The sequence below is a fragment of the Mameliella sp. AT18 genome (assembly GCF_028807275.1).
Classification (GTDB): domain Bacteria; phylum Pseudomonadota; class Alphaproteobacteria; order Rhodobacterales; family Rhodobacteraceae; genus Antarctobacter; species Antarctobacter albus.
This window is the reverse complement of the sequence record NZ_JARAMO010000048.1, coordinates 40,147-62,159: the sequence shown is the minus strand read 5'-3', so window position 1 is coordinate 62,159 and position 22,013 is coordinate 40,147. Positions and strand designations below refer to the sequence as shown.

Genomic DNA, 22,013 nt, shown 5'->3' with positions numbered 1-22,013 from the left:
CTTCGCGGCACGGGATCAGAACGTCAGAGCACGGTGCCGATGTCAAACGAAGAGGCCCCGGCGCGAAGGCCGGGACCGGATTTCGTTGCGATCCTGTTCGTCAGACGGGCAGGGCGCTCAGCCCTTGGTGATGTCCGGCGCGTCGACCGCCTTCATGCCGACGACATGATAGCCCGCGTCGACGTGATGCGTCTCTCCGGTCACGCCCGCGCCCAGGTCGGACAGCAGGTAGAGCGCGGAATTGCCCACGTCCTGGATCGTCACGTTTCGGCGCAGGGGCGAGTTGTACTCGTTCCACTTCATGATGTAGCGGAAATCTCCGATGCCGCTGGCGGCCAGCGTCTTGATCGGCCCGGCGCTGATGGCGTTGACGCGGATGCCGTCCTTGCCCAGGTCCTCGGCCAGGTAACGCACCGACGCCTCCAGCGCGGCCTTGGCCACGCCCATGACATTGTAATGCGGCATGATGCGTTCGGCGCCGTAATAGGTCAGCGTCACGGCGCTGCCGCCCTTGGTCATCATCTTCTCGGCCCGTTGCATCACGCTGGTGAAGCTGTAGACCGAGATGTCCATTGTCATGGTGAAGTTGTCTTTCGACGTGTCGACATACCGACCGCGCAGTTCCGACTTGTCCGAAAAGCCGATCGCGTGAACGATGAAGTCGAGACCGTCCCAGCGCTCTTTCAGCGCGTCGAACAGCCCGTCGATCGAGGCCTCGTCGCTGACGTCGCAGGGCAGAACGATGTCCGAGCCCAGTTGCCCGGCCAGCGGATCGACACGCTTCTTCAGCGCCTCACCCTGGTAGGAAAAGGCCAGATCTGCGCCGGCGTCGGCGCAGGCCTTGGCGATGCCCCAGGCAATGGATTTGTCATTGGCCAGGCCCATGATCAGACCGCGTTTTCCCGCCATCAACTGGTTTGACATGAGCGCCCTTTCCGCCAGATCGTCGATGGAGCGACCTTTAGGCGATCGGTCCGGGACCATCAAGCCTGCCGTGTGTCCAAAACAGGGCTTGCATCCGGCGCGACACAGGTCACATTCCCGGCGCGTCCGGCCCGAAACGGACAGAAGGAGACCATGATGATGAGCGACCGCAGCGGGATTTTCGCAGGCGACGACCCTTTTCAGATCGCCCGCAACTGGCTGGCAGAGGCCGAGGCCAAGGAGATCAACGATCCCAACGCCATCGCGCTGTCGACTGTCGATGCCGATGGTCTGCCCAATGCGCGCATGGTCCTGCTCAAGGAGATCGAGGCGGATGCCTTCGTCTTCTATACCAACTACGAAAGCGCCAAGGCCGGCGAGATCGACCAGGCGGGCAAAGCGGCCTTCGTCATGCACTGGAAATCCCTGCGCCGCCAGGTCCGTGTCCGTGGCCTTGTCGAAAAGGAAGAGGGGCCGCAGGCGGATGAGTATTATGCCTCGCGCTCGATCAAGAGCCGCCTTGGCGCCTGGGCCAGCCGTCAGAGCCGCCCGCTGGACAGTCGCACGGCGCTGATGGCCGAGGTGGCCCGCGTCACGGCCCGGCATGGCGCCAACCCGCCGCGCCCGCCGTTCTGGGGCGGTTACCGGATTCGGCCCGTGGAGATCGAATTCTGGGCAGATGGCGCATTTCGCCTCCACGACAGGTTTCGTTGGGCGCGAAAGGATATGTCCGCCCCTTGGACTGTTGACCGTCTCAACCCGTGAAGCATACTGAAAACAGGTAGAAAAACAGGCCTGTACACTAGGTTTTCAAGGGGCGCCGTTAGCCTATCTGACACAAAAAAGGTCATTTCCCCGGGCTTGCGCTGTCCGCGGGCTTTGTTTCAAGAGGTCGGATGGGGATAAGATGGTACAATCGGGAACGACGTTGACACGAGAGGACACGGAAAACGAGGCGGTCTCCGGACGGGTGAAATGGTTTGATCCCGTCAAAGGCTTCGGATTTGTCATTTCGGACTCGGGTGGTCCGGATATTTTGTTGCACGCGAATGTCCTGCGGAACTTCGGACAGAGTTCCGTCGCCGATGGTGCGCGCATAGAAATCACGGTCCAACGCACCGACAGGGGTGTTCAGGCGACGCAGGTGCTGAAGGTGGAACCACCGGAGGCCCCGGAAAGCGCGCCGCTTGCGGACTTCGAACAACTCGACCCCGAGGTCATGGCCCAGGCAACGCTGGAACCGGCGCGTGTCAAGTGGTTCGACAAGGCCAAGGGTTTCGGGTTTGCAAATGTCTTCGGAAAACCGGAAGATGTGTTCATTCATATCGAGGTCCTGCGCCGGTCGGGCCTCGCGGATCTGCAACCGGGCGAAGCCCTTGCGATCCGCGTGGTCGAGGGCAAGCGCGGACGCATGGCGATGGAAGTGAACGCATGGGAAAGCGCCTTGTCGCGTTGAGTTTGGTTGCCACGTTGGTTGCGTGGCCGGTCTGGAGCCAGGACGAAGGCTCTGTCATTCTGGAACAGGAAACGGCGCCTCCGCCACCGGCGGCCCAGGCACCCGTGGATGCGGCCCCGGACTCCGCCCCGGTCGAGGACGGCCCGACCCCGGCAGATCCGGTGGCCGAGGTCCCCGTGCCGGATCCCGGTCCGGATGCTCCGGAGGAAAGCGAACCCGTGGCGCGGGTGACGCCCGATCCCGCGGACCCCGCCGAAGAGGCGCGCGAGCCCGAACCGGCGCAGGAACCGTCTGACGAAAAGCCGCCGTTGATCAATCCGATCCTGCCGATCGGCGACGAACCGCTGGCCGATGCCGCGCCCGAACCGACCAAGGTGAGCGACCCCGACAACCGCGTCGGTGAATGCCGCGAGGACACTCTTTATGTGCGCGGCGGTCATGCCCTGGCCCGTTTCAACGTGGACGTGGCAGATACGCCCGACAGCCGGGCGCAGGGGTTGATGAACGTCAAATCCATGCCGGCAAGCAAGGGCATGCTGTTCATCTACCCGGCGCCGCAACCGGTGGCGTTCTGGATGAAGAACACTTTTATCCCGCTCGACATCATTTTTGCCGACAGCCAGGGCGTGGTGGTCCACGTCCATGCGAATGCCAAGCCGCATGACGAAACCTCGATCCCCGGAGGCGAGCAGGTTCAGTTCGTGCTCGAGATCAACGGCGGCTATGCCCGGATGCTGGGGATCAAGGAAGGGGCGCAAATGCGCCACCCGGCGATCCGCCGCGCCGCCTGGCCCTGCTGATCTGTCAAAAGGGCTTTTCAAGCCCGTCTCGTGCGGCTAGACCGCACGGACCGTCGGGGCGTAGCGCAGCCTGGTAGCGCGTCTGTTTTGGGTACAGAAGGTCGTGAGTTCGAATCTCGCCGCCCCGACCACTTTCCTGCAAGAGACTGTTTAGAAACACCTTCTTGAAGGTGTTTCGTAGCGCATACCGCCGCGCCTGAAGCGCATGCGGCATGGAGTGGCCTGATTTTTCGGGACCCTTTGAAACTTTCCGATTCCTGAGACGTGGCTACGAGCACGCGACAAGCGACAGGAGGAAGTTTTCATGGCCCATTTGGCCTCTAATTACGATTCATTCGAAACGTTTCTGGACCAGGCAGATGCCTTCTGGACCGTTGATCTGGGCGCGCTGAACAGTTCCGGTGTGCAGGGCACCGCAGTGCTGGCGATGGTCACCGACGACGATGGTTCGACCTATCTGAACGTCGCGATCTCGGCCACCGGGCTGACACCGTCGCAGACGCACGCACAGCACATCCACGGTCTGTTCGACGAGAACGGCACGCCGATTGATTCCGTGGCGCCGACCATTGCCGACGACTTGGACCGCGACGGCATGGTCGAGGTTCTGGAGGGGGTGAGCAAATACGGCGACGTGATCCTGCCGCTGTCGATGGACGGCATGATGCCGATGGCCGACGCCTCGGGGCGGATCTCGTTCGTCCAGAGTTATGACCTTGGCGACAACAGCAATTTCTTCAGCCCGGTCACGATGACCGACTACTTTGCATCCGACCTGATGCCGCTGGAACTGCGCGAGATCGTGCTGCACGGGGTCGAGATTCCCGATGGCATCGGCACGGGCACGGGCGGTGAGGTCGCCGGTGGTGAGAACGGCTATATCGGCATCCTGCCCGCTGCGGCCGGGAGTATCGAGGTTGCCACCCGCGAAGAGGCGTTTGCCGTCCTGGCAGAGCACCGCGAGACGGCAAGCGACACGGTCGTGCTGACCCCGAATCCCGACATGTTCGACGCGGGACCCGGGGATGACATGGTCGACGGGCTTGCGGGCGACGACACGATCACGGGCGGTGCGGACAATGACTCGCTGATGGGTGGTCTGGGGGCCGACATCCTTGAGGGCAACGGCGGCAACGACATGCTGGATTCGGGCCAGATGGACGTCAACGCCCCGAACGCCGCGGATGCGGGCGCCTCGGGTGGCCTGACGCTGGCCCAATATGACGGTGGCATCGCGGGTGGCGCCGGCAACGACATGATCATGGGCGGCGCCGGCGATGAGATCCTGACCGGCGACGATGACAGCCGCACCGCGGCGGCGACCGGCTCGACCTTTGACGCGATGGCCGACGGCATGGACACGATCCACGGCGGCGCAGGCAACGATGAGATCCACACCGGGTCCTGGTCAGACAGCGACCAGGGACTGCCCAATGCCCAGACCGGGATCATGGCCGACGTGGCCTATGGTGACGGCGGCGACGACATCCTGCGTGGGGCCGGGGGCGACGACATGTTGTTCGGCAACATGGGCGCGGACAACATCGGCGGCGGTGGCGGCGATGATATGATCTATGGCGATGGCATGTTCACCGGCGACATCGAGGGGATCACCGGCCAGATCTATCGCCTGTATGTCACCGCGTTCGATCGCGACCCGGACGGTCCGGGCTTTGAATCCTGGGCGACCGGGATCGGTACGGGATCGTTCAACCTGAGTGCAGCGGCAAACGGCTTCGCCAATTCGCCCGAGTTCAACGACGTCTTCGGTGGCGGCACGAACGAGGATTTCGTCCGCGCGATGTACCAGAACACGCTGGATCGCGGGGCCGATCCCGGTGGCCTGGCGCATTGGGTCGGCAAGCTGGATGCCGGTGCGTCCCGGGCCGAGGTCCTGCTGGGTTTCTCGGAAAGCCCCGAGATGCAGATGCGCAGTGCCTCGGACATGCAAGACTGGATCGATGCCCAGGGCACCAACGACGTGATAGCCGGCAACGGGGGCACGAACACCCTGTCGGGTGGCTACCTGTCCGACACCTTCGTCTTTGGCACCGACACGGGCAGCAGCCATATCGTGACCGACCTTGAATCCTGGGACATGCTGGACTTCACGGCCTTCGGCTATGCCGATGCGGATGCGGCCATCGCGCAGATGATGCAGCAGGGCGACGACGTCGTCTTCATGGATCAGGACGTGACCGTCACGCTGGAAGATACGCAGCTGGGTCAGGTCTCGAGCGATATGATCATGGTCTGACCATCGCGCGATCCGAGGATCACAAGCGTCCGGGCTCGCGGTCCGGGCGCTTTTTTATGCCCTCTGCCAAAGAATCGGTCACCACACTAGATGTGGTGGGGCAGGGGCGCTTTTCCCCGAATTGGAGGGTTGTGCGTGTTCGAGGAGCAACATCGGCAAGCCTCCGGCAAGTTAACAAAGATTAACCGTTCGGGCCGCCATTCCTGAAGTTATCCACAAGCATCTGTGCATAAACCGCCGTCTCTCTTTGTATTTCCAAGGTTTGCGCGAAAGCTGAAATTATTAACAGATCCGGGATGAATCGGGAGCCTCATACCGCCCCTAGTGGGGTGCCGTTTGGTCAACACAAAATATATGTAGATATCGTAAAAAAACGCGTTGACGACTCCGGTCCGTCGGGGCCATTTTGTGCAGGCCGGTCGGGACAGCCACTAGATATAGTGGGCGGCGGCAAGGGACAGACAAGCACAACATACACTCACACGAGGCATGGACCTCGGCCCGCGTGGCAACCGCGGGAGGGTGCTTTTGTCCTTTGCCTTACCGACCGGCACGAAAATAACGGGACACTCTTTAAGGGCAGCTGGGATGAAAATCGAACGCAAATTCACCAAGGCCGGTCAGGACGCTTACGCCGAAGTCGACTTTGTCACCACCAAGTCGGAAATCCGTAACCCTGACGGCACCACCGTCTTTGCGCTCGACCAGCTGGAAGTGCCCGCAGGGTGGAGCCAGGTGGCCAGCGACGTCATCGCCCAGAAGTACTTTCGCAAGGCCGGCGTGCCGACCGAGCTGAAGCGCGTCGCCGAAGAGGGCGTGCCCGAATTCCTGTGGCGCTCGGTCCCGGCGTCCAAGGACACGCCCCGCACCGGCGAAACCAGCGCACGCCAGGTCTTTGACCGCCTGGCCGGTGCCTGGACCTACTGGGGCTGGAAGGGTGGATACTTTACCACCGAGGAAGACGCCCAGGCCTATTTCGACGAGATGCGTTTCATGCTGGCCACCCAGATGGCCGCGCCGAACAGCCCGCAGTGGTTCAACACCGGCCTGCACTGGGCCTATGGCATCGACGGTCCCAGCCAGGGCCATTTCTACGTCGATTACAAAACCGGCAAGCTGGTGAAGTCGAAATCGGCTTATGAGCACCCGCAGCCGCACGCCTGCTTTATCCAGTCGGTTCAGGACGACCTGGTGAACGAAGGTGGTATCATGGATCTGTGGGTGCGCGAGGCGCGCCTGTTCAAGTACGGTTCTGGCACCGGCACGAACTTCTCCTCCCTGCGTGCCGAGGGCGAGGCGCTGTCAGGCGGAGGCAAGTCCTCCGGCCTGATGGGGTTCCTCAAGATCGGTGACCGCGCCGCGGGCTCGATCAAATCCGGCGGAACGACCCGTCGAGCAGCGAAGATGGTGATTTGCGACGCCGATCACCCCGACATCGAAGAGTTCATCAACTGGAAAGTGCGCGAGGAGCAGAAGGTGGCGTCCATCGTCGCCGGCTCGAAGATGCATGAAAAGATGCTGAACGGGATCTTCGACGCGATCCGCGCGTGGGACGGGGCAGAGGCCGACGCATATGATCCCAAGAGCAACGAGACCCTGAAGGCGGCCATCCGTGCGGCCAAGGGCGCCATGATCCCCGAGACCTACATCAAGCGCGTGCTCGACTACGCACGCCAGGGCTATGCCTCGATCGAGTTCCCGACCTATGACACGGATTGGGACTCCGAAGCCTATGCCTCGGTCTCGGGCCAGAATTCCAACAACTCGATCCGCGTCACCGATGCCTTCCTCAAGGCGGTCAAGGATGACACCGACTGGGAACTGATCCGCCGCACCGACGGCAAGGTCGCCAAGACCGTCAAGGCGCGCGACCTCTGGGAACAGGTCGGCCACGCTGCCTGGGCCTGTGCCGATCCGGGCATCCAGTTCCACGACACCGTCAACGCCTGGCACACCTGCCCCGAAGATGGCGCAATCCGTGGCTCGAACCCCTGTTCCGAGTACATGTTCCTCGACGATACGGCCTGCAACCTGGCTTCGATGAACCTGCTGACCTTCCTCAAGGACGGCCGTTTCGACGCCGAAAGCTATATCCACGCGACGCGCCTCTGGACGCTGACGCTGGAAATCTCCGTCCTGATGGCACAGTTCCCTTCGAAGGAAATCGCACAGCTGTCGTATGACTTCCGGACGCTGGGCCTGGGCTATGCCAACATCGGCGGTCTGCTGATGAACATGGGGTACGGCTACGACTCGGACGAGGGCCGCGCACTCTGCGGGGCGCTGACCGCCATCATGACCGGCACGTCCTACGCAACCTCGGCGGAAATCGCCGGTGAGCTGGGGGCCTTCCCGGGCTATGCCCGCAACCGCGATCACATGCTGCGCGTCATCAAGAACCACCGCAACGCCGCCTACGGCGCCTCGGAAGGCTATGACAACCTGGCGGTGAAGCCGGTCCCGCTGGACCTGGTGAATTGCCCGGACGAGGCGCTTGTGCACCTGGCCATGTCGGCCTGGGACGAGGCCTTTAGCCTTGGCGAGAAGCACGGCTATCGGAACGCGCAGGTCTCGGTCATCGCGCCGACCGGCACCATCGGCCTGGTCATGGACTGCGACACCACCGGCATCGAACCCGACTTTGCCCTGGTGAAGTTCAAGAAGCTCGCCGGTGGCGGCTACTTCAAGATCATCAACCGCTCGGTGCCTGGTGCGCTGGACAACCTCGGCTATACCTCCAGCCAGATCGAAGAGATCATCTCTTACGCTGTGGGCCACCAGACGCTGGGCAATGCGCCCGGCATCAACCACACCGCGCTGGTCGGCCACGGGTTCGGCCCGGCACAGATCGAGAAGGTGGAAAGTGCGCTGGCCTCGGCCTTCGACATCCGCTTCGTCTTCAACCAGTGGACGCTGGGCGAGGAGTTCTGCCGCGACGTGCTGGGCATCCCGGCGGAAAAACTGGTCGATCCCAGCTTTGACCTGCTGCGTCACCTGGGCTTCTCCAAGGCCGACATCGACGCGGCGAACGACCACGTTTGCGGGACCATGACCCTGGAAGGGGCGCCGCATCTGAAAGAGGAACACCTCAAGGTCTTCGACTGCGCCAACCCCTGCGGCAAGAAGGGCAAGCGCTTCCTCTCGGTCGACAGCCACATCACCATGATGGCCGCGGCGCAAAGCTTCATCTCCGGCGCGATCTCGAAGACGATCAACATGCCCAACGATGCGACCATCGAGGACTGCCAGAAGGCCTATGAACTCAGCTGGTCGCTGGGGGTGAAGGCCAACGCGCTCTACCGTGACGGTTCGAAACTGTCGCAGCCGCTGGCGGCCGCGCTGGTCGAGGACGACGACGAGGCTGCCGAGATCCTGGAAAGCGGATCGCAGCACGAAAAGGCGCAGGTTCTGGCCGAGAAGATCGTCGAAAAGGTCGTGATCAAGGAAGTGGCCCGCGCCGGCCGCACCAAGATGCCGGAACGCCGCAAGGGTTATACCCAAAAGGCCATCGTCGGCGGGCACAAGGTCTACCTGCGCACCGGTGAATACGAGGACGGCAACCTTGGCGAGATCTTCATCGACATGCACAAGGAAGGCGCCGGCTTCCGTGCGATGATGAACAACTTCGCCATCGCCGTTTCGGTCGGCCTGCAATACGGTGTGCCGCTGGAGGAATTCGTCGATGCCTTCACCTTCACCAAGTTCGAACCGGCGGGCATGGTGCAGGGCAACGATTCGATCAAGAACGCGACCTCGATCCTCGATTACATCTTCCGCGAACTGGCCGTGTCCTACCTGGACCGCACCGACCTGGCCCATGTCAAACCCGAGGGCGCCAGCTTTGACGACCTTGGCCGGGGCGAGGAAGAGGGCGTGTCGAACGTCAAGGAACTGTCGGAAACCGCAGCCAGCCGCAGCCTGGAAGTGCTGAAGCAGATCAGCTCGACCGGCTACCTGCGCAAGCGTCTGCCGCAGGAGCTGATTGTCCTGCAAGGCGGTCAGGCGACTGTGGCGCTGGAAGCGGGCACCGACCCCGACCAGGTGCTGCGCAGCCTTGTGCCCGCCACGGCGGCAGGGCCGAAGTCCGGCGGCTCTGCCTCCTCGGCGATGGCCATGACGGCGGTCACCAAGGCCAAGATGCAGGGCTACGAAGGCGAAGCCTGCGGCGAATGCGGCAACTACACGCTGGTGCGCAACGGCACCTGCATGAAGTGCAACACCTGCGGCGCGACGAGCGGCTGCAGCTGAGGAGCAGAACGATGGCGTCCTTCCGGATGGACTGCGTGCTCGAATGGGATGGCATTCTCAGCGATCCCATGACCCTCACGGTCAACGTGATCCCGGACGGACCGGATCACCGCGGCGCCGGGTCCTTTGCGATGCCGACGCGGTTCATCGGGACGGCAATGCGCAGCGAGGCGCCCCTGAGGGCCATCGCGCATGACGGCCGCGGGTTCGACCTGACGGTCCACCGCTTCGACATGACCACGGGCATCGCCTATTTCCGGACGCTTGGCGCCCTGCCGGTCGAGGATCGGCGGAGCGCCTGAAGAGACACCCCTGGGGGGGTGATGCGGGGACACGTTGCCAGTGACCCCGCGTGGTTAGGGTGGTCAGGGAGTCCCGTCCCGCCATCCGTTCCAGGGGCCGGTGCGCTGGCCCCAGACGCTGACAAGGCCGCAGGCAGAAAAGACACGGGCGGTGAATCAGATGAGCCTTGTACGCGAAACTCGGGGCGTCCCTTCCCCAAAGGGACGCCCCCTTTCCTTTCCCTGAAAACGGCGCGGCAGGTTCCCGCCAATGGCCCCGAAACGTGTCCCTCGGCGGTGTCACGCCGGAATGGGCAGGCGCGGTTTGCGGGGTCCCGCCCGTGCTTTCGCACAGGCCGAGGTCCGCCTGTGCGAAGCAGCGTTTCCGGCAGTCCGCCGCGCGTTTTCGCCGTCCTGACCGCAGGCCCTCGCAGCGGCGAAAAATGCGCCCCATGTTTGGCTCACTTCCAACCAACCACTCATGGAGGAAAGACAATGAAAACGCAGATCCTGACCGGCGCCGTCCTGGCCCTGTTCACCCTTCCCGCCTTTGCGCAGGACATGGAGGGCGACATGGCGCTCGACACCGACGGTGACGGCATGGTGTCGCTGGAAGAGGTGCAGGTCATGTACCCGGACGTCTCGCAGGACGACTATACTCAGGCGGATGCCGATGGCGATGGTCTGCTGAGCGCCGAAGAGCTGGACACGGCCCGCGCCGACGGGCTGATCCCGGCGGACGACGCCTAAACGGTGTGACACATGCCCCTGTCCCCGGGGCATGACATCGGCGCGCGGCGGCCCCTGGTCGCCGCGCGTTTTTCGTTGCAGGTCAGCGGGTCAGCGGAATTCGATCCGGCAGTTCACCAGTTCGCCAAAGACCGTCCGCTGGCAGACCCGCACGCGCTGGCCCTGTGGTTCCGGTGCGGGCGCCGCAGCCGAGGCCGGCGGGTTGAAGACCGGGGCAGGGGCGTTGCGCAGGCGCTCCTGCTCTTCTTCCTCGCGCCGCTGTTCTTCGGCGAAGACGGCATAGAGCGAGTCGCTCTGACGGTTCAGCATGTCCAGCTGCGCACCATCGAGGAAACCGGTCGGCTCCAGCCCGTTGTTGCGCTGCCATTCGCGCAACGCGTCCCGGGTGCCGGGGCCAAAGATACCGTCCGCGCCACGGGTGTCGAACCCCAGCAGCGTCAGGCGGTTCTGAACTTCTTGCCGGTCGTCGAACAGCAGGCCAAGCGCGGCTTCGGTGCCCAGCGTGGTTGCCGGCAGGTTGCGCACGGGTGACACGATGATCGAGGAACTGGCGTCGGGGGCCGTCATCTTGCGCGCGTCGGCAAGGGTCTGGTTCTCGGGGATCAGTTTCCAGAAATCGCGGAAGGGTACGCCAGTCCAGTCCTGTGGCAGCAGCGCCTTGTGCACCTGGAACAGCGTCGGATTGCCGCCCGAAGTCCAGTCGGGGCTGGTGCGCAGGCGCAGGGCGGCGGCGGTTTGCCCTTCGGCGGGCGGGGCCGTGTTCAGCTCGACCTGGCAGCCCAGCCAGGACGGCACGCCGTCAATGATCGCCTCGACGACGTATGTGGCCTTGCGATGTGCCGTCGCGCCCTGCTCGCGCAGCACGCGATGGTCGTAGACGGATCGCCCCGGGCTGGTCCGATCCGGGTCGAAATCCGGGTTGGTCTGAATGCAGGAGCGCGTGACCATCGTGTCGCTCAGGCTGCTTGGGGCTTCGAACCCTTCGAGTTGCAGGCCCAGGGCGCGGGCCTGGTCGACCCGGTCGACCACCAGCATGTCGCTGTCTGTCAGCGCCAGCACCTGCGCGGCGAAATCGGCGGGCATGTTCAGCTGGTCGAGGCGCGCGGTCAGTTCGCTGGCCGCGCGAAGGGCAGAGCCGTAGACCGCAGACATATCCTGCGCCGCATAGTCCTGTTCCGCCAGCGCATGTGCCGGGCTGCCAAAGGCCAGCGTGGCGTTCAGATGCATCCGCTTGTTCGGCACCGGCCCCGCGTCGCGCGTCAGGCGGCTGCCCCCCAGCAAGACCAGCGCGCAGGCGTTCAGACATTCCGCCCCGTCATCGACAGCGGTGGGAATGCCGCGCTCATGCAGGAAATCGGCGATCTTCAGGCTTTCTCCGAAGGACCCGCCGGAACTGTCGAGGCAGAGCGGACGCTCTCCGTTGCCAAAGCTGCGCAGGTCCATCGCGCGGATCTTGTCGAGGTCGCCTGGCAGGATCTCACCCGAGAGCGTGGCGGCGCAATTGAAATGGGTGCCGCTCTGCGAGGTGATTTCGCCCGCCTGTCCGGCGTTGGGCCCAAGGGCAGCGCAGGCAAGAAGCGCGGGCAGGAGGGAACGGGAAAGAAGAGCAGATTTCATAAGGGTCTCCGGAACCTGTCGCGTGGCAGCACACCAAGACATAGCCCCTTGGGGCGGTTTTTTCCAAGCCGACTATGGGTTTGCCGGGGATTGGTGCAGCAGCGGTGCAACCCTTTTGCCACCCGGTCGTGGCCCGGTGGCCGGTTTCGGGTGGGGGCGGCGGTTGAGGTTCAGGCGACAACCGATTGAAATAAAATAATTTTCGAGGAATCTGGCGATGCCGTGGGTCAGGATCGGGCCACGTATCGGTCGCGTCGGTGATTGATCGTCACCATGAGGTTCAGGATCACTGCACCTGTCAGGGACACAGCCACCGTCAACCAGTCAAAGATCGCCAGAGCCAGGACAAATACACAGAGATCAAACCCCAGTTGGACGTTTCCCGCAGGAATGCCGCGCGTATCCTGCAGCCACAGCGCCACGATTCCCACGCCGCCCAGCGTCGCTCCGTGCCGGAACAGCACGATCAGCCCCAGTCCCGCCAGAAGGCCAAAGAGCACGGCGCTGACCAACGGATGGATCGGCTCCAGCCGCAGGACAGTGGGCAGAAATTCTGTTTGCAGCGACAAGAGGCCGACGGCCGCAAAGGTGCGCAGGGTAAAGCGCCATCCCATCTGCCGCACGGCCAGAATGTAGAACGGCAGGTTCAGCACAAAGAAGACGGCGCCAAAGGACCAGCCTGCCGCGTAGCTGACGATCAGCGACAGGCCCGCGATCTGTCCGGTGATCAGCGCGCTGGATGTCAGGAACATGACCGCCAGCGCCATTATGCAGGTGCCCACGACCAGCCCCAGCGCATCTTCCCAAAGGCTGTGACGGTCGGCTGGGGGCTGGGACAGAAGGGTCATGCATGTCCGATGCCCGCCGGCATCGCCTTTGGCAAGTTTGACGGGCGCAGATCCCCCCGCGCCCGCAGCACTTGCTGATCAATCGGGCGTCAGCCCGCCAATGCTTTGTTGAGGTTCTCGTCGATCTTTTCGAGGAAACCCATCGTGGTCAGCCAGCCCTGGTCGGGACCGACCAGCAGCGCCAGGTCCTTGGTCATGTGTCCGGCCTCGACGGTCTCGACGATCACGCGCTCCAAGGTTTCGGCAAAGGCCCGCAGGGCGACGTTCTGGTCGAGCTTGGCGCGGTGCTTCAAACCGCCGGTCCAGGCGTAGATCGAGGCGATCGAGTTGGTCGAGGTCGACTGCCCGGCCTGGTGCTGGCGGTAGTGGCGGGTGACGGTGCCATGCGCCGCCTCTGCCTCGACGATCTTGCCATCGGGCGTCATCAGCTGGCTGGTCATCATGCCAAGGCTGCCAAAGCCCTGGGCCACGGTGTCCGACTGCACGTCGCCGTCGTAGTTCTTGCAGGCCCAGACGAATTTCCCGTTCCATTTCAAGGCACAGGCCACCATGTCGTCGATCAGGCGATGTTCGTACCAGATGCCCTTTTCCTTGAACTTTTCCTCGAACTCGGCCTCGTAGACCTCCTGGAAGAGATCCTTGAACCGGCCGTCATAGGCCTTGAGGATGGTGTTCTTGGTGGACAGGTAGACCGGCCAGCCCAGGTTCAGGCCGTAGTTCAGCGAGGCTCGGGCGAAATCGCGGATCGAGGCGTCCTGGTTGTACATGCCCATGTAGACGCCCGCGTCCGGCGCGTCGTAGACCTCGCGCTCGATCACCTCGCCGTCGGCGCCTTCCCATTTCATGGTCAGCTTGCCGGCGCCGGGGAAATGGAAATCCGTGGCCTTGTACTGGTCGCCGAAGGCATGGCGCCCGACCACGATGGGAGAGGTCCAGCCGGGCACGAGGCGCGGCACGTTGCGGCAGATGATCGGCTGCCGGAACACCACGCCGCCCAGGATGTTTCGGATCGTCCCGTTGGGCGATTTCCACATCTTTTTCAGGCCGAATTCCTCGACGCGCTGTTCGTCCGGGGTGATCGTGGCGCATTTGACGGCCACGCCGACCTCCTTGGTCTTTTCGGCGGCGTCGATGGTGATCTGGTCCTCGGTCCGGTCGCGTTCCTCGATCCCCAGATCGTAGTACAGCAGGTCGAGGTCCAGGTAGGGCAGGATCAGCTTCTGCTTGATGAAATCCCACATGATGCGGGTCATCTCGTCCCCGTCCATCTCGACGATCGGATTGTCGACCTTGATCTTCGTCATCCTACGATTCCCATGCTGGCTGGCGGCAGTTCCCTGCCTCTCTAGCTGATCACCACCCGGGGGACCAATGCCCCGAGGAGACGGATAGGGGATTTCGTCAGGTGAGCTTGGGACGAAACAGGATCGCCGCCCAATCGGGCGGCGATGAGGTGGTGGTGGTGGGGCTCATTCAGCCGGCTGTTGCATCTCTTCACGGCTGGCCATGCGGGACATGATCCAGAGTGCACCGATCAGAAAGACCAGGATCCCGGCGACGACCGGCAGGGGAGTGCCGTCAAAAGCCAGCCCGACCGGTACCGCAAGGATGACAGCCCCGACCGTGCCGAGGGCTCCCATGACAGAGGCGGCCAGCCCGGCGATATGGCCCATCGGTTCCATCCCCAGGGCGTTGAGATTGCCCATCGTCAACCCGACCATGAAGAAGATCGAGGTCTGCCAGAGAACGAAGCAGGCAAAGAGCGCGGTCCCTTCGACGCCGCCAAGCAGGACCAGCGTCATCGCCGCGCTCAGAATGACCTCGACCGTCAGGACGATGGTCACCATCTTGCGCATGCCGACCTTCATCACGAGCGCCGCGTTCAACAGGCTGGCCGAGGCTGAAATGATGGCGATGCCGCCGAACCACAGGGGAAAGCTGCCGGCCCGGTCAAAGAAGGCGTCGTAGATCGGCTGGATGTTCGAGATCATCACCACCAGGGCCCCAAAGCACAGCATCTGGGCGATCATGGACTGCCGGACGACCTGATGGGACACCATCTCACGAAGGGCCTCGCTGAGGGCGCCAAAGCGGAAGGGGCGCCGATCCTCGGGGGCCAGCGTTTCGGGCAGGCGCAGTGCCAGCCAGCCGCTGGACAGCGTGGCAAAGATCGCAAAGGCCCAGAACACCGCGTGCCAGCCGCCGACCCAGATCAGGCCGGCCCCCAGCGTCGGGGCAAGCGCGGGAACGATGGTGAAGATGACCATGACAAAGGACATGATCCGCGCCATCGCCCGTCCCGCATAGAGGTCACGCACGATAGCCAGCGCCACAACGCGCGGCCCGGCAGCGCCCAACCCCTGCATGAAGCGCGCGACCAGCAGCATTTCCAGGCTATGTGCCAACAGGGCTCCGAGGGCCGACAGGATGTAGAGCGCAGCAGTCCCAAGGACCACGGTCTTGCGCCCGAAAGCATCCGAGAGCGGCCCGGTAAAGAAAGTGCCCAATCCCATGCCCAGCATGAAGATCGTGACGATAAGCGGCACCCGGTTCGGATCGTCGGGCGAGAACTGCGCCGTCAGCTCGGGAAAAGCGGGCAGCATGGCGTCGATGGAAAAGGCAATGCTGGCAAAAAGCATCGCAACGATGGCGATGAACTCGCCTCTACTGGGAAGACTTGACATGGAAACCTCGGCACACGGGAAAAAGGGGCCAAAACGCCCTTTCTCGAACATCCAGCTATATCCGAACGGTCACTGATTGAAAGACCAAGTTCGGTGAGCTGGCGCACAGACTGGAGGCCGTTTATGCACCCGGAGCGGGAAACTACGGGTTCCTCGACACCTCTTCGTCGCTGTCAGGCGAGTCATCCCGGTTGGCCGGGTCCGCGTCGCTGCCCAGCCGCGCGATCAGCCATTCGGTGTGTTCCTCGCGTTTGCGCATGGCAAAGACGCCGAACTGCTGGATGGCCACGGCAAAGACCCCCAGTCCCAGCAGGATGAAGACAGTGGTTCCGATCTTGCCCGCAGGTGTTTGCGGCACCAGTTCGCCATAGCCGACCGTCGATAGCGTCACGACCGAGAAGAAATAGGAATCGAGCCAGGACCAGCCCTCGACCAGGCGGAAAAATACCGTCCCGGCCGCGATGATCCCCGCCAGCGTCAGCGCAAGCGTCAGAAAGCGCAGCCGCGTCATGCTTCGGGGGCGGCGCCAGTGCGCAGTTCCTCGATCACCCGGGACCACAACTCGGGCGGCTGCGCGCCGGGGACCGCATGCTGGCCTGCAACGATGAAGGTCGGGACCGAGTTGATGCCCATGCCGCGCGCTGCCGCGTCACGTTCCACGATCTCGCGCCGGTCCTCCTCCGAGGCCAGCAGGCGCAGGACCAGGCTTGCGTCCATGCCGTGGCTGTCGGCAACGTCGGCCAGCACCTCTGCATCGCCGATGTCGCGGCCCTCGACGAAATAGGCCCGGAACAGGCCGGCCACGATGGGCGTCTGCCGCCCCTCGATCCCCGCCCAGTGGATCAGCCGATGGGCATCAATCGTGTTCGGCGTCTTTTCGATCCGGTCCAGGTGCATGGTCACGCCGGCTTTGGCCGCGTGTTCCTCGACCGGTAGATAGGCCTGCACGGCGCCCTCCTGTCCGCCGAACTTGCCTTCGAGGTAGGCGCGCCGGTCCATGCCGGCGGCGGGCATCTCCGGGTTCAGCATGAAAGGCAGCCAGCGGACCTGGAACGGATGGTCCGGGTTCGCCTCCAGTGCGCGGTCAAGGTAGGCCTTGCCGATATAGCACCAGGGGCAGATCGGGTCGGAAAAGATGTCGAGCTGGATCATGATAGCCTCCCTGGGCTCCTGCATACACGGGTTGTCCGGCGGGGGCGATTGCCCTTAGCCGTTCAGAACGTGATCCTTGAGCGCCTTGCGTTGCAGTTTACCGTTCGGATTGCGCGGCAGCGCGTCGATGCGGACAAAGGTGCGCGGGCACTTGTAGCGCGCCAGCCGTTCGGAGGCTGCGGATTTCAGTACCTCTTCGTCCAGCTCTGCCTCGGCGGTGTAGAAGGCGGCGACGATGCGCACGTCTTCCTTGACCGCGATATCCGTGACCGCCAGTTCAATCACCCCCGGCAGGCCGGCCAGCGCCGCCTCGACCTCCAGCGGAGACACGCGATAGCCGCCCGCGTTCATCATGTCGTCGTCGCGGCCCAGGTAGGTGATATGCCCGTCGCCGTCCATCGCGCCCCGGTCGCCGGTCAGATACCAGTCACCGCTGAATTTTTCGGCGGTTGCCTCGGGGGCACCGACATAGCGCAGCATCAGGCCGGGATCGTTGCGGTCGATGGCGATGGTGCCTTCGCTGTCCAGGGGGACCGGTGCGCCGTCATCGCCCAGGATCGCGACCCGGCGGCCCACCTGGGGCCGGCCCAGCGTGCCGGGAAGGGCTGGTCGTCCGGGTGCCGACGAGATGAAGGTGGAACATTCCGACATGCCGTAGGCCTCGTAGATCTCGGTTCCCGTGGCCTCGCGCCAGCGGTCCCGCAGCGCCTCGGACAGTTTCTCACCAGCGGCCAGCGTGTGACGCAGGGCGGGCATCTCGGGCACGGGGAATTTCAGGACCTGGCGAAAGACACCCGGCGCGGCAGCAAAAATCGTCGCCTCGAAGCGTTTCATCAGCAACGCCAGTTGCGCCGGATCGGTGCCCGCCGCCGGGATCAGCGCCGTGGCGCCCCTTGTCCAGGGGTCCATCAACCCGGTGCCCAGCGTGTAGGTCCAGTTGAAGGCCCCCGCGTGCAGCAGCCGGTCCTCGGTGCGGAGGCCATACCAGCCGTCCATCATCATCTGCCGCGCCCAGATCGCGCGGTGGGCATGGCCCACGGCACGGGGCGTGCCGGACGTCCCAGAGGTGTAGATGATATAGGCCAGCCGATCCGGATCCCCCATCTGGTAGTCCGCAGGCGGCAGATCGTGCCAGGCCTCGTAGGTCTCCGGCCCGAGAACCGGCAGATCGGTCTCCGGGCATGGGACGTTTTCGGCGCGAAGAATGGCCTTTGGTGCAAGATGATCGATGATCTTGGTCACTTCCGGCGCGGTCAGCTGCGACGATGTCGGCACCGGCACCACGCCGGCTGCGATCGCACCCAAGTAGGCGATCGGGAAATCCACCGTGTTTCCCAACCGCATCAGCAGGATGTCCCCCGGTTCCAGCCCGGCCTGCAACAGGCCGGTTGCGGTGCCGCGCACGGCAGCGATCAGGCGCCCATAGGACCAGCGCTGTGCGCCCGAGGGTTTGACCACCGACAAGGCTATCTTGTCGGGCGTGGTCTCTCCCGCCGTCAGCACATGCGCGGCCAGGTTAAACGGTGCGGGGCAGGGGGCATAGCGCCCCTCGTCGAAAAGCGAGGCATCCAGGGTCATGGCTCATCGCCTAGACCGCGGCGCGAGGACCTGCAAGAGGGGCGCTTGCACATGGAGGGGGCGGGGCCTATAGCAGGACCCCATGTCGCGAGATCCGAAATCCCTCATCAGCATCGCCCGTGACAGTGGCGAGACACCCCAGGCCGAGCCGCTCGACCTTGGCCAGCGCGTGCGCGAATTGCGCAAGGAGCGGAACTGGACGCTGGAGCAGGCAGCGCGGCAGGCCGGGCTGGCACGGTCCACCCTGTCCAAGATCGAGAACGGGCAGATGTCGCCTACCTACGACGCGCTCAAGAAGCTGGCCGTGGGGCTGGAAATCACCGTGCCGCAGCTGTTCACGCCGCCGCAGCAGGACAAGGTCAATGGCCGCATGGTCGTGACGCGTTCGGGCGAGGGGCAGAGCCACGCGACAGCCACCTATGAACACGACCTGCTGGCCGAGACGCTGACCCGGAAAAAGATGCTGCCCTACCGTGCCCGCGTCCGCGCGCGCAGCATGGAGGAATTCGACGGCTGGGTGCGCCACGACGGAGAGGAGTTCCTCTTTGTCCTGACCGGCGTCGTGACGCTGTACACCGAGTTCTACGAACCCATCGAGATGAAGCGCGGCGACAGCGCCTATTACGACGCCACGATGGGACATAACGTCGTTTCGGTTTCGCCCGAGGATGCGACGATCCTCTGGGTGACCTCGCTGGCCTGAGCGACGTCAGCGGCTTTCGAGTTCGCTCGCCCGCCGGGCCAGATCCTCGCGATCCATGAATTCCTCCAGGGCGTCGCGCGCCTCGTGCAGGGTCAGTTCATGCATGTCCGCGATATGATGGGTCAGCACCCGCCGATCCCGGGGCGCCTCTGACAGGCGGTTCCGGTCGATCGCGGGAAAGCGGCGTTTGAGTTTGCCAAACATGCTGTCCCAGTTGGCTGAAAGTTCGTGCCAGTCCATCTTGGTCACTCCTTCGTGTCCGCCAAATATGAAATGTATCTTTTTCGTGACGGTGCGGAAGTGGTCAGGCTGCCGCAGGTCCTACGACTTTAGCATTGGGGCCTTTTGGCGTTGCGGCAAAAGGAAAGGCCCGCGCCAGCCGGCACGGGCCCGTTTCCGACGAATAAGGCGCCTCAGCGTTCCGGCAGCAAGCCACGCGGAGAGAAGCGCAGGACCAGCAGCAGGATCACCCCCATCGTCAGCAGGCGCATGTGCTGCACGCTGTCCAGCAGGTGTTCCTTGAGGCCGGAGTCGTCCGGCAGCGCGCCAGTGATCCAGGTCATGAAACCGGGGCCCAGCACCTCGACCTGGACCCAGAGGAACCAGATCAGGAAACCGCCCAGAACCGCGCCCAGGTTGTTGCCGGACCCACCGACGATCACCATCACCCAGATCAGGAAGGTATAGCGCAGCGGTTGGTACGAGGTCGGGATCAACTGGCCGTCCAGAGTGGTCATCATGGCGCCGGCGATGCCGCAGATGGCAGACCCGAGGATAAAGACCTGCAGGTGGCGGAAGGTGACATCCTTGCCCATCGCGCGGGCCGAGGTCTCGTTGTCGCGGATCGCCCGCATCATCCGTCCCCAGGGCGAGTTCAGCGCAAGCTGTGCCAGCACCAAAAGGATGATCAGAACGGCCGCGAACATCAGTCCATAGCCGATCTTGATGTAAAGGGTCGAAGCGGCGGTCGGGTCCATCCCTATGCTTGCGGCGCGTTCGACAAAGCCCGGGTCGTTCTGCAGGTCGATGGCATCGGGCACCGGGCGCGGCAGGCCGGTGACGTTCTTGACGCCCCGTGTCAGCCATTCCTCGTTCTTCATGATGGCGATGATGATCTCGGAGATGCCCAGGGTCGCGATGGCCAGGTAGTCCGAGCGCAGGCCCAGGGCCGTCTTGCCGATGATCCAGGCCGCGCCCGCCGCCAGAAGGCCGCCGACCATCCAGCCGATCACCACCGGCAGGCCCAGACCGCCGAGAAAGCCGGTGCCCGCCGGGTTGACCGCCTCGATGGCGTCAACGCCCGGATCGCGCACCATCCGGTACACCACGAATCCCGCGATCAGGATGGCCGCGGTCAGCCAGCGGTTCTTTGTTTTCTTCCAGGCCAGGACGGTGGCGACGATGGTCGCCGCGCCCAGCACCAATGCCAGGATCGCACGGGCGCCGCCCGCGGCCCAGGCCTCTTCGACCGGATCGACGGAGGCCAGGACCACCGCCATGCCGCCAAGCGCGACAAAGCCCATGACACCGACGTTGAACAGCCCGGCGATGCCCCATTGCAGGTTCACCCCCAACGACATGATCGCGCTGACCAGCCCCATGTTCAGGATCACCAGCGCAAGGTCCCAGCCCTGCAGCAGACCCGTACCGATGATCAGCAGGGCGACGAGCGCGAACAGCGCGTATGTGCGGATCGACTGGCTCATACCGATTTCCCCTTGAACAGGCCCGTGGGCTTGAAGAGCAGCACCACCACGAGGATCATGAAGCTGACCGCGAACTTGTATTCCGTGGCCATGAGTTGGACGAGGCCGGAAGGCTCCAGCGCCTCTGGCATCAGGTAGACCAGCACCTTTTTCCAGGCGTAGGTGATCGCCACCTCGGAAAAGGCAATGACGAACCCGCCCGCGATGGCGCCTAGCGGGCTGCCAAGGCCGCCGACGATGGCCGAGGCGAAGATCGGCAGCAGCAGCTGGAAATAGGTGAAGGGCTTGTACGACTTGTCCAGCCCGTAAAGTGTGCCCGCCACGGTGATCAGTGCGGCCACGATCAGCCATGTCACCATGACGACCCGTTCCGGGTTGATGCCTGACAGCAGCGCCAGGTCCTCGTTGTCGGAATAGGCGCGCATCGACTTGCCGGTGCGGGTGCGGTTGAGGAACCAGAACAGCAGCGCCACGACGATCACCGCCGTCACCACGGTCAGACCCTGCGTGGTCTTGATCCCCAGCCCCTCGTCCAGCCCGGTCATCTCCTTGAATTCGCGGGCATTGATGATGAACCGCTCGCCATCGGCAAAGCGCTGGTCATCGGCGCCCAGGATAAACCGTGTCAGCCCGTTATAGATGAACATCACCCCGATCGAGACGATCACAAAAACCACCGGTTTCGCCTTTTGCCCCCGGTAGAAGCGATAGATGCCCCGATCGGTGATCAGGACCAGCGCGGCGGTGCCCGCGATGCCGAAGGGGATCGCCAATAGCGCGGTCGGCAGCGGCCCCAGGCTGATGCCCCAGGACTGGAACAGCCAGGTGAAGAGGATCACCACCATCGTGCCAAAGGCCATCGTGTCGCCATGCGCGAAGTTCGAAAATCGCAGGATGCCATAGATCAGCGTGACCCCCAGCGCACCAAGCGCCAGCTGGCTGCCATAGGCCATCGCCGGGATGATCACGAAGTTGGATAGCGCCACGATGGCGTTGAGAAAATCCATCA

Annotated in this window: 19 protein-coding genes and 1 tRNA gene; 9 read left to right on the top strand and 11 right to left on the bottom strand. The window is 63.7% G+C overall.

Going from position 1 to position 22,013, the window contains the following annotated elements; translation table 11 throughout:
- Positions 1 to 117: 117 nt before the first annotated feature.
- Positions 118 to 924 carry an enoyl-ACP reductase FabI gene (fabI, locus tag PVW46_RS06525; RefSeq protein WP_043138992.1) on the bottom strand — a complete coding sequence of 269 codons (807 nt, stop codon included), beginning with the start codon at positions 922 to 924 and terminating at the stop codon, positions 118 to 120.
- A 159-nt stretch (positions 925 to 1,083) separates the two neighbouring features.
- On the opposite strand from fabI, the gene pdxH reads away from it, so the two are divergent.
- From pdxH to PVW46_RS06485, 8 genes are all read left to right on the top strand, one after another.
- The gene (gene pdxH, locus PVW46_RS06520) at positions 1,084 to 1,689 is read left to right on the top strand and encodes a pyridoxamine 5'-phosphate oxidase (RefSeq protein ID WP_069208383.1); all 606 of its coding nucleotides are present in this window, start codon (positions 1,084 to 1,086) and stop codon (positions 1,687 to 1,689) included.
- A 142-nt stretch (positions 1,690 to 1,831) separates the two neighbouring features.
- A complete protein-coding gene (locus PVW46_RS06515) occupies positions 1,832 to 2,380 on the top strand; it encodes a cold-shock protein (RefSeq protein WP_043138989.1) in 549 nt (182 codons plus the stop codon).
- Complete coding sequence (locus tag PVW46_RS28660) at positions 2,356 to 3,180, top strand: DUF192 domain-containing protein (protein WP_338020522.1); 825 nt, start codon at positions 2,356 to 2,358, stop codon at positions 3,178 to 3,180. Before PVW46_RS06515 ends, PVW46_RS28660 begins: the two co-directional genes overlap by 25 nt.
- A gap of 54 nt (positions 3,181 to 3,234) precedes the next feature.
- A tRNA-Pro gene (locus PVW46_RS06505) sits at positions 3,235 to 3,311 on the top strand.
- 173 nt (positions 3,312 to 3,484) lie between these two features.
- A complete protein-coding gene (locus PVW46_RS06500; RefSeq protein WP_069208342.1) occupies positions 3,485 to 5,437 on the top strand; it encodes a DUF4214 domain-containing protein in 1,953 nt (650 codons plus the stop codon).
- A gap of 588 nt (positions 5,438 to 6,025) precedes the next feature.
- On the top strand, positions 6,026 to 9,685 hold the full coding sequence (locus tag PVW46_RS06495; RefSeq protein ID WP_069208341.1) for a vitamin B12-dependent ribonucleotide reductase: 3,660 nt from the start codon (positions 6,026 to 6,028) through the stop codon (positions 9,683 to 9,685).
- Between the two features lie 11 nt (positions 9,686 to 9,696).
- The gene (locus PVW46_RS06490; RefSeq protein ID WP_069208340.1) at positions 9,697 to 9,987 is read left to right on the top strand and encodes a hypothetical protein; all 291 of its coding nucleotides are present in this window, start codon (positions 9,697 to 9,699) and stop codon (positions 9,985 to 9,987) included.
- 474 nt (positions 9,988 to 10,461) lie between these two features.
- Entirely contained in the window at positions 10,462 to 10,716 is a 255-nt protein-coding gene (locus PVW46_RS06485; protein WP_043138980.1) for a hypothetical protein, read from the top strand.
- Between the two features lie 90 nt (positions 10,717 to 10,806).
- Here the strand turns inward: PVW46_RS06485 and PVW46_RS06480 are convergent, their stop codons facing one another.
- The 7 genes from PVW46_RS06480 to PVW46_RS06450 all read right to left on the bottom strand — a co-directional run bounded on the left by PVW46_RS06480 (position 10,807) and on the right by PVW46_RS06450 (position 18,595).
- Positions 10,807 to 12,333: a peptidoglycan-binding protein gene (locus PVW46_RS06480; protein ID WP_069208339.1), complete on the bottom strand. Its 1,527-nt coding sequence runs from the start codon at positions 12,331 to 12,333 to the stop codon at positions 10,807 to 10,809.
- A 227-nt stretch (positions 12,334 to 12,560) separates the two neighbouring features.
- Entirely contained in the window at positions 12,561 to 13,181 is a 621-nt protein-coding gene (locus tag PVW46_RS06475) for a YitT family protein (RefSeq protein WP_069208338.1), read from the bottom strand.
- A gap of 89 nt (positions 13,182 to 13,270) precedes the next feature.
- Positions 13,271 to 14,485, bottom strand: coding sequence for an NADP-dependent isocitrate dehydrogenase (locus tag PVW46_RS06470; RefSeq protein WP_069208337.1), 1,215 nt, complete (start codon positions 14,483 to 14,485; stop codon positions 13,271 to 13,273).
- 165 nt (positions 14,486 to 14,650) lie between these two features.
- Positions 14,651 to 15,865, bottom strand: a complete 1,215-nt coding sequence (locus PVW46_RS06465; protein WP_069208382.1) for a multidrug effflux MFS transporter — start codon at positions 15,863 to 15,865, stop codon at positions 14,651 to 14,653.
- Between the two features lie 142 nt (positions 15,866 to 16,007).
- Entirely contained in the window at positions 16,008 to 16,376 is a 369-nt protein-coding gene (locus tag PVW46_RS06460) for a potassium channel family protein (protein WP_043138972.1), read from the bottom strand.
- Positions 16,373 to 17,017 (bottom strand): DsbA family oxidoreductase, encoded by a 645-nt coding sequence (locus tag PVW46_RS06455; protein WP_069208336.1) that lies wholly within the window; start codon positions 17,015 to 17,017, stop codon positions 16,373 to 16,375. The genes PVW46_RS06460 and PVW46_RS06455 overlap by 4 nt, the downstream gene beginning before the upstream one ends.
- Positions 17,018 to 17,071: 54 nt before the next feature.
- Positions 17,072 to 18,595: a class I adenylate-forming enzyme family protein gene (locus PVW46_RS06450; RefSeq protein WP_069208335.1), complete on the bottom strand. Its 1,524-nt coding sequence runs from the start codon at positions 18,593 to 18,595 to the stop codon at positions 17,072 to 17,074.
- Between the two features lie 82 nt (positions 18,596 to 18,677).
- Here PVW46_RS06450 and PVW46_RS06445 point away from each other — a divergent pair, with 82 nt between their 5' ends.
- Positions 18,678 to 19,298, top strand: coding sequence for a helix-turn-helix domain-containing protein (locus tag PVW46_RS06445; protein WP_043138964.1), 621 nt, complete (start codon positions 18,678 to 18,680; stop codon positions 19,296 to 19,298).
- Positions 19,299 to 19,304: 6 nt separating this feature from the next.
- Here the strand turns inward: PVW46_RS06445 and PVW46_RS06440 are convergent, their stop codons facing one another.
- The 3 genes from PVW46_RS06440 to PVW46_RS06430 all read right to left on the bottom strand — a co-directional run bounded on the left by PVW46_RS06440 (position 19,305) and on the right by PVW46_RS06430 (position 22,011).
- Positions 19,305 to 19,538 (bottom strand): hypothetical protein, encoded by a 234-nt coding sequence (locus PVW46_RS06440; RefSeq protein ID WP_043138962.1) that lies wholly within the window; start codon positions 19,536 to 19,538, stop codon positions 19,305 to 19,307.
- A gap of 173 nt (positions 19,539 to 19,711) precedes the next feature.
- Positions 19,712 to 21,004 (bottom strand): branched-chain amino acid ABC transporter permease, encoded by a 1,293-nt coding sequence (locus PVW46_RS06435; RefSeq protein ID WP_069208334.1) that lies wholly within the window; start codon positions 21,002 to 21,004, stop codon positions 19,712 to 19,714.
- Positions 21,001 to 22,011, bottom strand: a complete 1,011-nt coding sequence (locus PVW46_RS06430; RefSeq protein WP_043138956.1) for a branched-chain amino acid ABC transporter permease — start codon at positions 22,009 to 22,011, stop codon at positions 21,001 to 21,003. The genes PVW46_RS06435 and PVW46_RS06430 overlap by 4 nt, the downstream gene beginning before the upstream one ends.
- Between the last annotated feature and the right edge of the window lie 2 nt (positions 22,012 to 22,013).